This window comes from Paenibacillus sp. SAF-068, from assembly GCF_051967555.1.
Classification (GTDB): Bacteria; Bacillota; Bacilli; order Paenibacillales; family Paenibacillaceae; genus Paenibacillus.
Genome location: NZ_JBQCJX010000001.1, coordinates 860,775 through 875,354, shown reverse-complemented (window position 1 = coordinate 875,354; position 14,580 = coordinate 860,775). Strand labels below are relative to the sequence as shown.

Genomic DNA, 14,580 nt, shown 5'->3' with positions numbered 1-14,580 from the left:
AGCGTTACATCACTAAAATGTTAACTTACAACTGTTAAGGGACTGACATTCACTTAAGATCAACTATATATACGTTAGCTAACCGTCGTCCCTCTTCATTCATTATAACTTTATACGTTGCCGCGTACCAATGCAGTTATGCCTGTACGGGACAATTCGCGAATGCCATACGGCTTGAGCAATTCAATCATGGCATCAATTTTGTCCGTATCTCCGACCACCTGTACAATCAGGCTGCCTGGACCAACATCCACAACGGATGCGCGGAATGTTTCTACCACACCCAGAATCTCAGGACGCTCGGAAGGCTCTGCTTTCACTTTGATCAGGGCGAGTTCACGGGCTACCATCGGTTTCAGGCTAAAGTCAACCACTTTAATAACATCGATGATTTTGTACAATTGTTTCTCAATCTGCTCCAGTGTTTTATCGTCACCAATGGTAACAATAACCATCCGGGAGAGTCCAGGTTCTTCCGATTGACCTACTGTAATACTCTCAATATTAAATCCGCGTCGACCGAACAACCCTGATACCCGCTGAAGGACGCCAGGCTGATCGTTTACCAGTATCGAGATCGTATGTCTTATCATTCGTCAGCATCCCCCATCAGCATTTGATCAATTGTTGCTCCTTGCGGAACCATTGGATATACATTTTCTTCCTTGCGCACTACGAATTCAACAACGACCGGTCCCGGTGTATCCAAAGCTTCCTGCCAAGCACGCTCGGCTTCTTCCTTGTTGGTTGCACGCAAACCTTTTACGCCATAAGCTTCAGCCAATTTTACAAAATCAGGACTTCCTGCCAGATCAATATGGCTGTAACGATTCTCATATATGATTTCTTGCCATTGGCGAACCATTCCGAGTACCTGATTGTTAATGATCACAATTTTAACCGGTATATTGTTAATGGCACAAATCGCGAGTTCTTGGGAACACATCTGCATTCCGCCGTCACCGTTAATGGAGATAACGAGTCTGTCCGGATTGGCCATCTGAGCACCTATGGCAGAAGGGAATCCAAAGCCCATCGTACCTAGACCACCCGAAGTTACCCATGAACGCGGTTGATTGAACTTATAGTATTGTGCAGCCCACATCTGATGTTGTCCCACATCCGTAGTCACAATCGCTTCACCTTTGGTTGTATCATTCAGCATTTCAACAACCCACTGGGGTTTCAGCTCTTCGTCTGAATCCGTATAGGTATAAGGTTTCTCTTGTTTCCACTGTTTGATCTGGTCTCTCCATGCATCTGCACGCTCGGCACGTCCAACTTCTTTGTTGGCTATTTCCAGTACGGTCTTCACATCACCAACGATTGGAATATCGGTTGCAATGTTTTTGCCAATCTCAGCCGGATCAATATCGATATGAACGATCTTGGCATGTGGAGCGAATCCATCCAGCTTGCCTGTAACCCGATCATCGAATCGTGCGCCGATATTAATCAGCAGATCCGCTTTTTGGATAGCCTGATTGGAAGTGTACGTTCCGTGCATACCCGGCATACCCGTCCATAATTCATGGCCGCTTGGGAATGCGCCTAAACCAAGGAGAGTTGTTGTGATTGGAATACCTGTCTTCTCAACAAATTCGAACAGTTCTTCATGTCCTCCAGAATATACCACACCGCCACCAGCCAAAATCATTGGACGCTCTGCTTCCTGAATGGCTTGAGCCAAACGGTCAACCTGTAGTTTGTTTGGTACTGTCCGTGGATTATACCCTCTCAATATAACAGGTTCAGTTGTCGGTTCAAACAATGTTTTGTTCGCTGATACATCTTTCGGAATGTCGATCAGTACAGGACCTTTACGACCGGTATTGGCAATATGGAATGCCTCATGGATTACACTGGAGAGATCTTTTACATCTTTCACCAGGTAACTGTGTTTAGTGATTGGCATTGTAATCCCGGTAATGTCCGCTTCCTGGAAAGCATCTGAACCGATCAGGCTCGAAATAACGTTCCCCGTAATGACTACGAGTGGTACTGAATCCATATATGCTGTTGCAATACCCGTAACCAGATTCGTTGCTCCTGGTCCGGAAGTAGCGATGCAGACACCAACTTTGCCACTTGCACGTGCATATCCGTCAGCTGCATGTATTGCACCTTGTTCGTGACGAGTGAGAACGTGTTTGAAATCCTCAAAACCATACATCGCATCGTAAATGTACAAGACTGCGCCGCCCGGGTAACCAAATACGCACTCGACACCTTCAAGTAACAGGCTTCTCAGCAGAATTTCGGATCCGCTAATGACCTCCGGCTTCATCCATTTTTCACGTAATTCATCTGTTGACCGCACTTCTGGAATTTGAGCTCCCATCAGTCATCCTCCTCTCGGAATTTACACCATTCTGACATTTAAAGTTACAAAAAAAACCTTCCATCCCTGCAAACAAGTTCATGCTTGCGAGGGACGAAAGGTTATCGCTTCCGTGGTACCACCCAACTTTGCCCGAAATTTCGCAATAACGGACCTTACCAGGTATAACAAAAACGATAGCTCAAACGAACATAGTCGTTTTCCATACCTGTTGTCTGTAACGCAGACATACGATTTTCCCTAATACGCGAAAGGAGTGACATCCAGTGCTTTTCAGGAAAACAGCTCCGAGGTGAGCTCGTATATAAGGGATAATGGTGGTGGTTTCAGCAATTCCAGCCACTCTCTGAGCAAAAGAGCCCTTAAAACTTCGTCCTCTTCATAGCCGATGAAATATTCTCGTTAAATGTTAGGAACATTATATGATTCCTCCAACCGATAAGTCAATACCTGTTTTGCATAAAAATTCAGAGAACCTTCCTTTCCCCTCTTCAACCTTTAAGGTTGCCCTAGTCCCAGCGCTTCATTCAGTCACCTTTTATCTTGTCTCGGGCATAGGATATACGAGCAGCAGAACTGGTCCTGAAAGGAGGCTCCACATGGTGATTCGGCAACGCACATCCAAGCTGGATGATGGCGCTATCATGAAGCTGATTGACACTCAGCTTGTTCCTTTATCTCATATGAGCGAAAAGGAAATTAATAAAATCCGCAAAGAAATACCCCTGCGAATGAACAGGGGCATGACCTTTGTTGTCTCGCCGGAGCCAGATAAATCCGCTGTGGCATTCATCCATTTTCTCATGCACGGGGAACTGCTCTATGTCGATATGATGGCCGTTAGTCCGAAAGAGCAACGCAAACGTTACGGGCAAACGTTGCTGCTCAAAGCAGAGAGCTTTGCGGCATCCCGGGGGTGTCGAAGATCTAAAGTAATGGTGGATGAAGGCAATACCAAAGGACTTCAGTTTTATCAAAAAAATGGATATAGCGCGATTCGATACATCATGATAAGCCGCTGCTACGAGTTGGAAAAAATATTATAGAATGTCCTAGAAAAATCCTGGTGGACGTGGACCCGGACCATAGGGACCGAATCCAGGCCCCGGACCAAAACCGCCACCAGGTCCTCCAGGTCCTCCATATCCTGGTCCGTAGCCTGGACCATAACCCGGGCCTGGTTTTGGTCCGGGTCCATAACCGGGACCGAAGCCGGGACCAGCGCCATAAGCATAAGGCAGTGTGGCAATAGCAAGCAGATCAAACAATACCAGTGGCAGAATCGCTTTAGTACGTACTTTTTTGCCATTCAGACGCTTCAGAACCAGTTTGTTACCTGATACTTTTAACAGCTTTCCCGTAACCCGAGTGCCGTCTTTTTTGATTGCAACAATATTTTTGCCTATTAATTTCATCGCTTCAACACGCGTAACTTGTTGTTTCATACTTTACCCTCCTCCTCGGATCGTTCAAAACAGTGTATTCGTCCATGACCGAATTCGCCTGTTTCTTTGTCCCTACCTGAAAATATGGGTATCTGCACGAGAACCAAAGTAAACGCGAAAAAGCTGCTTGGCAGCACGCAAGAAAACAAAAAAGGCCCGCACAAGGCGGACCCTTTATCAAGCTTTTTGGATAATAATTTGATATGTTGCACGTTGCTACCTTTTACCCGGGTCATACGCTTCACCGAGTGCAGACGGAGCCGAAGAACGTCCAACCGCTGCAACGAGAACGATGATGGTAAGCAGGTAAGGCAACATAAAGATAATTTCCTGGGGAATACTTTGCGACCATTCAAACAACTGCACATAGTTTCGAATCGCTTGAGAGAATCCAAAGAAGACAGCCGCACCAAACGCACCAATCGGATTCCACTTACCAAAGATCATAGCTGCAATGGCAATATAACCTTGGCCGGAAACGGTATTGTGTGAGAATGTACCCGTAGTCGTCAACGTGATGGCAGCACCACCAATGGCTGCAAGTGCACCACTGATCATAACGCCAACATAGCGATAACGACGTACTTTAACACCAACGGTATCAGCCGCACTTGGATGTTCACCTACAGAACGAAGGCGCAGGCCAAATGGCGTTTTAAACATAATGTAATACGTCAGGAATACGAACAGAATGGCCAGATAGGTTGTTGGATATACGTTCTTGAAGAAGGCTTCTCCAAGCAAAGGAATGTCTTTCAAGAACGGCACATCAAACTTGCTGAAGCCTTGAACCAACGGCGAATCACCAGAACCTTCAAACAACAGTTTAACCAAGTACAACGTACTTCCTGCTGCCAAAAAGTTAATGACAATACCACTGATAATTTGGTCTGCCTTAAATGTGATAGACGCAACGGCATGAATCAACGATACCAGTACACCCAATACAATCGCGAGCAGAACCCCCATCCAGGCCGATGTTGTTCCGCCCATACCCGCTTCTTGAGCATAATGCGCCCCGATACCAGCTGCAAAGGCACCGAAGACCATAAAGCCTTCAAGTCCAAGGTTCGTTACACCTGATTTTTCCGAAAAAATTCCGCCGAGTGATGCAAAAATCAATGCCGTAGCAAAGACAAGCGTCGTATTGATAATTTGCCCAATTGTCAACAAGTCCATCTACAACACCTTCTCTTTCTTACGCTTCGAATAGAACGGTTTGAGTATCCAGCGCACGATGCCTTGTGCCGCAATGAAGAAGATAATCGAACCGATCACAATCCGAATAATCTCAGGCGGAACATCTGCAGCAAAACTCATACCTGCAGATCCGTACGTGAGGGTACCAAACAACACTGCACCCAACAACACCCCAAACGGATGATTCAAACCAATCAGAGCAACTGCTATGCCGTCAAAGCCCGTACCTGGTGAACCCGACATTACAGTCTGGTAATGGAACACACCAAGAACCTGGAATGCGCCACCAAGACCAGCAAGCATACCACTGATAAACATTGCTTTTACGATATTCCGGTTAACATGCATACCTGCATATTCAGCCGCATTAGGGTTGTAACCTACCGCGCGAATTTCATAACCTTGTTTTGTTTTCCACATATAGATATAAAAGAGTACAGCCATCACGAGGGCAATCAACGTCCCCATGTGTACACGGGAGTTGCCCATCAGTTCAGATAACCATGTGAGACTAATCGAAGCGGATTCGCTGATATCCACGGAACGATTCTCGCCCTTCAACAGCAAGAATTGGCGTACGATAAGGTTCGCCAGATACAGACCAATCCAGTTCAACATGATACTACTGATAACTTCATTGACCCCACGTGCTGCTTTCAGATAACCAGCAATAGCTGCCCACAGACCACCAAACAATGCACCGGCAATCAAAGCCAATGGCACATGGAGGTAGATCGGTAAACCTGCAAACTTAACACCAACAAATGTTGCAGCGGTCATACCGACGAGAAATTGACCTTCTCCCCCGATGTTAAACAACCCTGCACGTGATGCAAATGCAAATGCAAGCCCGGTCATAATTAGCGGTGTCATTTCCCGTACTGCTTCACCAAAGTTGTACATGTCTCCAAATACTTTGGTGAACAATGCGCCGTAAGCTTCAATAGGATTGTAGCCACCAATCAGCATGACCACTCCACCGAGAATAAGACCCATAACAATAGCTACTACAGGCAAAATAAATGAATCTCGCGTAAACCATTTCAATACGTTATTCATGCGCAGTACCTCTCTTTTGAGTGCTGCCCGCCATCATCAAGCCGAGCTCCCTATCATTGGTTTCTTCCGGCAGCACCTCGCCAACGATCTGGCCTTCATAGATGACAGCAATTCGGTCAGATACGTTGATAATCTCATCAAGCTCAAATGAAATCAGCAGAACAGCCTTCCCTTGATCACGCTGTGCAATAAGTTGCTTTTGCACGAATTCAATAGCCCCCACGTCCAAACCACGCGTTGGTTGCGCAGCGATAAGCAGTTCAGGGTTTTTATCTACCTCACGGGCGATAATGGCCTTTTGCTGGTTTCCTCCAGACAAGGACCGAGCTTTGGTCTCGATGCTTGGTGTACGTACGTCAAAGGCCTCAACAAGTCGCTTCGCCTGCTGTTTGATGGCATCGAAGTTAAGGAACCCTTTACGGGTGTAAGGCGCTTTATAATACGATTCAAGAACGATATTTTCACTCACTGAAAAATCAAGGACAAGTCCGTGTTTGTGCCGATCTTCCGGAATGTGGGCTACACCCGACTCCGAGATATGACGCGGAGAATGATTGGACAGCTCTTTTCCTTCCAAACGGATCGATCCGCTATCCACTTTGCGCAGACCTGTAAGGGCTTCGATCAATTCACTCTGTCCGTTACCATCAACACCTGCAATACCCACAATTTCTCCGGCACGTACATTCAAGTTCAAATCGTTCAGAACCGCGATACCCTCTTTGTTTTTGGCTGTCAGCTTGCTAACCTCAAGTACGTTAGCACCAGGTGTGGCTGGTTTTTTGTCCACTTTAAACGTAACGTTGCGGCCAACCATTTTCTCTGCCAATTCATTCGGGTTGGTTTCCGAAGTTTTGACCGAATCAATGACTTTACCGCGACGAATAATCGTTACCGTATCAGAGATTTCCATAATCTCTTTCAGTTTGTGCGTGATCAAAATAATGGACTTTCCTTCAGCTACAAGTTTCTTCATGATGGTCATGAGTTCTTTGATCTCTTGAGGAGTCAATACGGCTGTAGGCTCGTCAAAAATCAGAATGTCTGCACCGCGATATAACGTTTTAACAATCTCCACACGTTGCTGCATTCCGACAGAGATATCATGAATTTTGGCATGAGGATTAACCTTAAGTCCATACTGTTCGGAAAGACGCTGAACTTCAGCGGCTGCTTTTTTATAGTTAATATTGAGACCCTTCGTTGGTTCAGATCCCAAAATAATGTTCTCTGTTACCGTGAACGGCTGTACAAGCTTAAAGTGCTGATGCACCATTCCGATGCCAAGATCGATTGCTCGGTTAGGACTGTCGATGATGACAGGCTTGCCATTCACTTCAATGGAACCTTCATCTGGCTGATAGAGACCAAATACAATATTCATCAACGTTGACTTACCAGCGCCGTTTTCGCCCAGTAGCGCATGGATCTCGCCTTTACGAAGCTGAAGGCTGATGGCGTCGTTGGCAACAATGCCTGGGAAACGCTTCGTAATTTGTTTTAACTCAACGACGGGGGTTGCTGCACCCATGTAATCACCCTTATAACTGATATAGTGTGGTTCCGCAAACGAAAGAAAAGCTCCTACCGGAGCGTTAATACACAGTTACCTTGTACAATTGTTATAATGACTTGATCAAATGTTCCTGTTCTTACAATCATAAGGCCGGTCTAGACCGGCCTCGATGATTATTCATTTGTGACTAAGATCAAAATTACTCTGTAGGAACTTTGATTTCGCCGCTGATGATTTTTTCTTTGTACTCATCCACTTTAGCAAGGACATCCGCAGATACATTAGCAGTAGAAGTATCAGCAACACCTACACCGTTTTCTTTCAGTGTCAGGTTCTCAGAACCACCAGCAAATGTACCATCAACAACTTCTTGGTTTACGCGTTTAACCGCTTCGTCAACTTTTTTGATCATGGAAGTCAACGTGATCTCATCACCAAACTCAAGAGATTGGTCTTTGTCAACACCGATAACTCATACATCTTGACCTTGTTTCTTACGAGCACTTGCTTCGTTAAACACACCGTTACCTGTTGCGCCAGAAGCGTGGAAGATAATGTCTACACCTTCATTGTAAAGTGTTGCTGCTGCTGCTTTACCCAAGTCAGGTTTATCAAATGCACCTGTGTAGTTGGAAATGAATTTAGCATCAGGGTTAACTGCTTTAACGCCTTCTCTGAATCCTACTTCAAACTTTTTGATCAGTGGGCTTTCCATACCGCCTACAAAACCAATTTTGTTCGTTTTTGTTGTCAAACCGGCAACAACACCAACCAAGAAGGATCCTTCTTCTTCAGCAAAAGTTACGGACTTAACATTAGGAGAATCCACTACGCTGTCAATGATCGCGAGTTTGGCATCCGGGTTTTGGTCAGCAACCGTTTTGATTGCATCTGCCAATTGGAAACCGATACCCCAAGTCAGATCATATCCGCCTTTGACGAATTCGTTCAAGTTCGGAATGTATTCTTCATCGGATTTACTTTGCAGGTATTTAACAGCTACACCTGTTTCTGTTTCAGTTGCTTGCAGAGCTTCCCAAGCGGATTGGTTAAAGGATTTGTCATTAACTCCACCTACGTCAGTAACCATACCGATTTTGAGATCGGATTTCGCTTCAGTGGATGTGCCACCTGTATCTCCTCCGGCATTTGTTTCTTCTTTCGGTTTGCTACCGCAACCTGCGAGCATAACCGATACCGCCAGCAACATTACCAAAGACAAGCTGAGCATCTTTTTCATTTCTCTTTTTCCCCCTTAATGATATATCCTTCATTCCAATCCAGCCTACAATTGAACGGTTAACAGATAGCAGAAATGACTTTTATGCAGAATGTATGGTTTCTTCGACATTAAAAGCGCATTCTCACCCTTGAAGCATCCTATCATCTGTCGAAAAACCGAACATTATGACATGGAGAGAAAAATTTAGGACTAGCCTACTAGAGGTGATTATACAATCAACCAGTGTTAAAATCCAGATGTTTCATCACCAAATATCACATATTTTTGTTCTTTTTTTATTGAAAACGCTTAATAATTTAGCGTTTTAACACACTAACGTTACAACGATGTGATGTTATATAACAAAAACCTGTCACAAACTTTAGTGATGTGTAGGATTCACCTGTTTTTATTTGCATTATTTCACCGTTCGTATTTTATGTATTCCCATGGACTGTTATTCACCAGTTATCTGGTTTCATTGTTCCCTTCCAGACTACAGCCTATTCGCTCTACTCATTCAGAGATTCACCTTCGGATATCTTACAAGCCGTAAAAAAAGCCGCCATATAGGTACGGCGGCTTGTATCATACAATTTAAGCGTTGATTTTGCCTTTAGCTACAGTAGCCAAAGAGTTGAACGCATTAATGTCGTTAACGGCCAGATCGGCCAACATTTTGCGGTTCATGTCTACACCAGCAAGTTTCAAACCATGGATCAGTTTGTTGTAAGACAAACCATTCATACGTGCTGCAGCATTGATACGAACGATCCACAGTCTGCGGAAGTTACGTTTCGTGTTGCGACGGTCACGGTATGCGTATACCAGGGATTTCATTACTTGCTCGTTAGCTGTTTTAAAAATACGGTGTTTGGAACCGAAATAACCTCTTGCCAGTTTCAAAACCTTTTTATGACGACGACGTACTACAAAACCGCCTTTTACTCTTGCCATATTAAAGAACCTCCCAAATAAATATAAATGTATCCGTGGTATGTGTACGGCCGTAGCCGATCCCCCATACGGAATGTACTAATTAGAATTAGCCTTTCAAGTTAGCCAAACCTTGTTTCAAACGTCTAACATCCCCGGCAGCCATAACTGGGTTACCGTTCAGAACGCGCTTAGCACGTTTGGATTTGTGGGAAAGCAAGTGGTTTTTGTGAGCTTTGTAACGAAGGACTTTACCGGAACCGGTAATTTTGAAGCGTCCTTTCAAACTGCTGTGTGTTTTCATTTTAGGCATTTTGTGTTTCCTCCTCCAATGTTATCAGGCTTTAGGAGCCAAGATCATGATCATACTGCGGCCTTCCAATTTTGGTTGACGTTCAATAGTACAAAGTTCTGCAACTTCCACCTTAACGCGCTCCAAAATCCGTTGACCAATCGCGGCATGTGCAATTTCACGTCCGCGGTAACGAACAGAACATTTCACTTTGTCGCCTTCGTTCAAAAACTTAACTACATTACGAAGCTTCGTTTGATAATCGTGCTCCTCAATATTGGAACGGAACCATACTTCTTTAATGTCAACAATTTTCTGGTTCTTACGGGCTTCTTTTTCTTTCTTTTGTTGCTCATAGCGGAATTTGCCATAGTCCATAATACGACACACCGGCGGTTTAGCCTGTGGTGCCACATTGACCAGATCCAAATTCAGGTCAATCGCCATTTGCAGTGCTTCGCGAATGGGCGTAATCCCAATTTGTTCTCCTTCAGCTCCGACAAGGCGCACTTCCTTCGCCCGAATCTCATCATTAATCATGTGATCTTTACTAATAACCGTCCACCTCCAGGTCATTTTGAATATCCTGTTACACAAAAATAAAAGGGATGCCGGTCAAGCTACCGACATCCCTGTAATCAACACAATTCTTCATGAGTATACACTTCATAAATTATTGGGATCGTTGACCAGCCAACATGTTGTTGATCAGGTGAGAAGTCGGACTTCTACTTGTGATTCCATTGCTATTCGTTTTAAAGCACTTGAATACTATAACATCCACGAAACACCTTGTCAACACCTTCACAACTTTTAAGACAGAAAGTTATACATATGTTATATCCGCTGTCGACAAAGTCTCACATGCATGTTCCTTACCCTTGTTTACTCTGTACCTCATCCAAACGTACAACACGTGTATGCTGGGTGTGGCTCCACTGTTTGTTGTTCTGCGTAAAGAAAGCGTAGAACGTAATCGGGTACCAGGACAACAGGTAAATCGGGAACAAGATCAGATATAGATAAACTTTGGCAAAGGTAACCTTCTCCAGTGCCATGGACAACAAGAACGTCAGAATATTCAGACCAATAGCCACGAAACCAACCCATAACGGGAAGTATCCATAAATATTCGCGATGTGCGGACCATTGAATATGGCCATGTCTACCCACATCACAGCCGTCATCAGGAACGTAAGCAACACAACATAGACATTAGCTCCATAGATAGCAAGGTCGAATTTCACCAGGCTTCTTTCCTTAATGGACTGCCAGAGCAGTGGGAAGAAGTATCTACGTGCAACTGTAAAGTGACCTTGCATCCAGCGCAGGCGTTGTCTCGCTGAAGCTTTGAATGTTAATGGCTTCTCATCAAATACTTTGGCGTCATAGTTGAAAACAGGATATACATTACGTTGCACACTACGCATCGTAAACTCCAAGTCCTCAACCAGACTTGTCGCTCCCCAACCTATTTCCTTCAACAGGTTAGTCTCAAAGCACATTCCGGTTCCTCCGAGGAAATTCGCCATATTCAAGTTATGACGAGACAGCTGCCACAGACGGTTAATGTACCAGTAAGATACACCGTAAGCTGCAGTAATCCAGGAATCCTCCGGGTTTTTCGTATCAATGTATCCTTGGATAACACGTGAACCATTGTTCAAGTCATCATTCATCTCAAGCAAGAAGTTGCGGTCAACCAGGTTATCCGCGTCAAACATAACCACTGCGTCATACTGACGCGGCAATTTCCACAGGTACTTAAGCATCCATTCGATGGCATACCCTTTACCTCTTAGATCAGCGTTGGTACGTACACAGGCATTCAACCCATGTTCTCTAACAATCTGAGCCGTTCCATCCGTACAGTTATCACAAATGACAAACACATCGTACAGATCTTTTGGATAATCAAGTTGCTTCAAGTTCTCCATCAAGGCACCAATGACTTGCTCCTCATTGTGTGCTGCGACGAGTACAGCGAATGATTTTGTCGCCGGATAATGTTTCTTTTTCTTTTTCTTAATCAGACCGAACAGCGAAAACGTGAATTGGTACACGGCTAGCAGTGCCAGAATGACCTGCATCGTGACGAATATAGCGTCCAACATCGTTCTCTGTTACCCCCTTTTTTTCAAACCCAGTTTACTCAATCATTTCTCTTCCTGATTCTGCATTTATTTTTTTTGTAATCTGCAGAATATGACCCTGTTCTTTTGTGTACTACGTGAATTTATCAGGCAATGTTTCAAAACTTTGTTGCTATCAGTTGGCTGCTTTATCGATTCTGTATTCTTTTCAGTCATTTGTCAAAACCCCAATTTCACTTTTTGAAGCAGAAATGTGATCTTTAAACGCTGAATAGACACTTCGTGATACCACAACCTCGCATTCATGCCTGTTATATCTTATTTTCAGCCGTTTACTTGATTTTTATTTCTAAAGTCCCTGCTTTTTTCATCAGCATGTTATTCTTCGTCAGAGGCTCTATAACAAATAACGCAAACAGACCTCAAAAAGTTTGAAACACAACTCACATTTTTTTACCTCATTTCAGCCATGTTGAATCATTGTATCTTTTTTGGCTGACCCAAGTCAAAAAGTTAAGATGGGTATATATCCACTCTTTAACATGAATTTTACGTTCTTTACATGGGTTCTCCTTGAAAAGGACAACATTTAAAAATATGATAAACATATACCTGAAATAACCTCAAGTTCATGAAAAACGGTTATATACTAATCAGGACGAAACCGGATGCAGAAAATGACCGGAAATAATGCCGCCATTACAGGCGGCCTGACTGGCAGGAGGCCAATATGAGCCGTTTTTTCTTAAAGTTTCAAGAGTATGATCGAAATGTTTTTATGTGGATCAACGGCCGACTTCATAATCGTTTTATGAATTTTTGGCTGTATTATTTCACCCATCTGGGTGGAGCAACTTCTTCTATTGCAGTATCCTTGTTAATCTGGCTGCTTGCTCCAGCTCCATGGAGCACAACAGGGCTTCAGGCTTGTATTGCTCTTGCGGCCAGCCACATCCCTGTAGCCATCGCAAAAAAATTGTATCCCCGCATTCGACCTTATCTGGCCTTGCCGGATACAATTACATTCCGTAATCCCCTGACGGACCACTCGTTTCCTTCAGGACACACAACTGCCATTTTTTCGGTCACAGTTCCATTTATGACCACTGATCCGATCTTATTGCTAATATTGTTGCCTGTCGCCATTATTGTCGGATTCTCTCGAATTTATCTGGGATTACACTATCCTTCCGATGTTCTGGCAGGTGCCACAATAGGTACTTTAGTCGCACTTGCAACAGTTGCATTCTGGTCTTAAAGCCGATATGTTAGACTCAGAAAAACCTAGCAGGAACAGGTGAAGTAAGCGTGGAGAAAAAAAGAGTATTACTATTATCTGAAGGCTTCGGTACGGGTCATACTCAAGCCGCCTATGCATTGTCCAGCAATTTGAGAAAGCTATCGCCAGACGTGCAGACGAAAGTGCTGGAACTTGGAAGTTTTTTAAACCCCAAGGTTGCACCTCTTATTATAACAGCATACAAAAAAACGGTTACCAACCAACCCAAACTTGTCGGGTACGTATACAGACACCAATATAAAAAATCATTGAACCGGCTCACAACACTCGCGCTGCATAAACTGTTCTATACCCATACACGCAGTGTTGTGCGTCAGTTACGTCCCGATGCAATCGTCTGTACCCATCCAATTCCAAGTGCTGTCATATCCAGGCTGAAACGGCTGGGTGCCCAGATTCCTCTGTGCACAGTCATTACCGACTATGATGCACATGGGACATGGATTAACCGTGAAGTAGATCTTTATCTGGTTTCTTCAGATGAGGTTAAGTCCAAACTATTGCTGCGTGGCGTACCTGTAGACAAAATTCGAGTCACGGGTATTCCGGTGCATCCGAACTTCTGGGAACATCCCGGACGAGACGAGGTCCGAAGCAAATTCAACCTCAAAAACATGCCCACTGTACTCGTGATGGGCGGTGGTTGGGGAATGCTTAGCGATAAGCTGGTTCATCCGTTGCTGACGCGCTGGCATGAAGAGATCCAGATCATTTTTTGTCTGGGTCGCAATGACAAAGCACGAATTAGCATGGAACAAAACCCCATGTATCGTAAAGAAAATATTCATATTATCGGGTACACCAACGAAGTTGATAAATTAATGGAAGTATCCGACCTGCTGATCACCAAACCTGGGGGAATGACATGCAGCGAAGGCTTGGCCAAAGGAATTCCAATGTTGTTTCACAACCCTATACCTGGTCAGGAAGAAGAAAACGTCCATTATTTTACCGCAAGAGGTTTGGGAGAACCCATCACTTCGCTCGATGTCGTGGTTAAATGGATGAACAAGCTGCTGCATCACTACCCGGATGTCGTACGTAAACGCAAACGCCATCTGGCGGAAATCGCCAAGCTTCATCCGATGGAGAGCGCTCAAAGCATTATCGATTTGCTGGAGGACGTTCGTCCTTCATCCGCAGAAGAGGCCCGCTTATAAAATTATCCCAACAGGT

General features: G+C 44.4%; 13 protein-coding genes and 1 pseudogene. 3 read left to right on the top strand and 11 right to left on the bottom strand.

The features are described from left to right. Positions 1–110 precede the first annotated feature (110 nt). Together ilvN and ilvB are read right to left on the bottom strand one after the other, a co-directional pair. Positions 111–593, bottom strand: a complete 483-nt coding sequence (gene ilvN, locus ACTHPG_RS03935; RefSeq protein ID WP_024628317.1) for an acetolactate synthase small subunit — start codon at positions 591–593, stop codon at positions 111–113. Further along, entirely contained in the window at positions 590–2,341 is a 1,752-nt protein-coding gene (gene ilvB / locus ACTHPG_RS03930; RefSeq protein ID WP_440387847.1) for a biosynthetic-type acetolactate synthase large subunit, read from the bottom strand. Before ilvB ends, ilvN begins: the two co-directional genes overlap by 4 nt. Positions 2,342–2,943: 602 nt before the next feature. On the opposite strand from ilvB, the gene ACTHPG_RS03925 reads away from it, so the two are divergent. Further along, positions 2,944–3,387 (top strand): GNAT family N-acetyltransferase, encoded by a 444-nt coding sequence (locus ACTHPG_RS03925; RefSeq protein WP_440390122.1) that lies wholly within the window; start codon positions 2,944–2,946, stop codon positions 3,385–3,387. Positions 3,388–3,393: 6 nt separating this feature from the next. Here ACTHPG_RS03925 and ACTHPG_RS03920 read toward each other — a convergent pair whose 3' ends face one another. The 9 genes and pseudogenes from ACTHPG_RS03920 to ACTHPG_RS03880 all read right to left on the bottom strand — a co-directional run bounded on the left by ACTHPG_RS03920 (position 3,394) and on the right by ACTHPG_RS03880 (position 12,125). Then, complete coding sequence (locus ACTHPG_RS03920; protein WP_440387845.1) at positions 3,394–3,786, bottom strand: hypothetical protein; 393 nt, start codon at positions 3,784–3,786, stop codon at positions 3,394–3,396. A 216-nt stretch (positions 3,787–4,002) separates the two neighbouring features. Beyond that, positions 4,003–4,965: an ABC transporter permease gene (locus ACTHPG_RS03915; protein ID WP_339240807.1), complete on the bottom strand. Its 963-nt coding sequence runs from the start codon at positions 4,963–4,965 to the stop codon at positions 4,003–4,005. Beyond that, entirely contained in the window at positions 4,966–6,045 is a 1,080-nt protein-coding gene (locus ACTHPG_RS03910) for an ABC transporter permease (RefSeq protein ID WP_440387843.1), read from the bottom strand. Then, positions 6,038–7,576, bottom strand: a complete 1,539-nt coding sequence (locus ACTHPG_RS03905) for an ABC transporter ATP-binding protein (RefSeq protein WP_440387841.1) — start codon at positions 7,574–7,576, stop codon at positions 6,038–6,040. Before ACTHPG_RS03905 ends, ACTHPG_RS03910 begins: the two co-directional genes overlap by 8 nt. Positions 7,577–7,760: 184 nt before the next feature. Further along, a pseudogene (locus ACTHPG_RS03900) lies at positions 7,761–8,801 on the bottom strand (BMP family lipoprotein). Between the two features lie 579 nt (positions 8,802–9,380). Further along, positions 9,381–9,740: a 50S ribosomal protein L20 gene (rplT, locus tag ACTHPG_RS03895; RefSeq protein WP_017689664.1), complete on the bottom strand. Its 360-nt coding sequence runs from the start codon at positions 9,738–9,740 to the stop codon at positions 9,381–9,383. A gap of 88 nt (positions 9,741–9,828) precedes the next feature. Beyond that, on the bottom strand, positions 9,829–10,032 hold the full coding sequence (rpmI, locus tag ACTHPG_RS03890) for a 50S ribosomal protein L35 (RefSeq protein WP_017689665.1): 204 nt from the start codon (positions 10,030–10,032) through the stop codon (positions 9,829–9,831). A 24-nt stretch (positions 10,033–10,056) separates the two neighbouring features. Continuing rightward, complete coding sequence (gene infC / locus ACTHPG_RS03885) at positions 10,057–10,551, bottom strand: translation initiation factor IF-3 (protein WP_062833422.1); 495 nt, start codon at positions 10,549–10,551, stop codon at positions 10,057–10,059. A 335-nt stretch (positions 10,552–10,886) separates the two neighbouring features. Then, entirely contained in the window at positions 10,887–12,125 is a 1,239-nt protein-coding gene (locus ACTHPG_RS03880; protein ID WP_440387839.1) for a glycosyltransferase family 2 protein, read from the bottom strand. 709 nt (positions 12,126–12,834) lie between these two features. Between ACTHPG_RS03880 and ACTHPG_RS03875 the strand changes: the two genes are divergently transcribed. Both ACTHPG_RS03875 and ACTHPG_RS03870 read left to right on the top strand, forming a co-directional pair. Continuing rightward, positions 12,835–13,362, top strand: coding sequence for a phosphatase PAP2 family protein (locus ACTHPG_RS03875; RefSeq protein ID WP_440387838.1), 528 nt, complete (start codon positions 12,835–12,837; stop codon positions 13,360–13,362). Positions 13,363–13,412: 50 nt separating this feature from the next. After that, complete coding sequence (locus ACTHPG_RS03870; protein WP_440387836.1) at positions 13,413–14,564, top strand: MGDG synthase family glycosyltransferase; 1,152 nt, start codon at positions 13,413–13,415, stop codon at positions 14,562–14,564. The last annotated feature ends 16 nt before the right edge of the window (positions 14,565–14,580 follow it).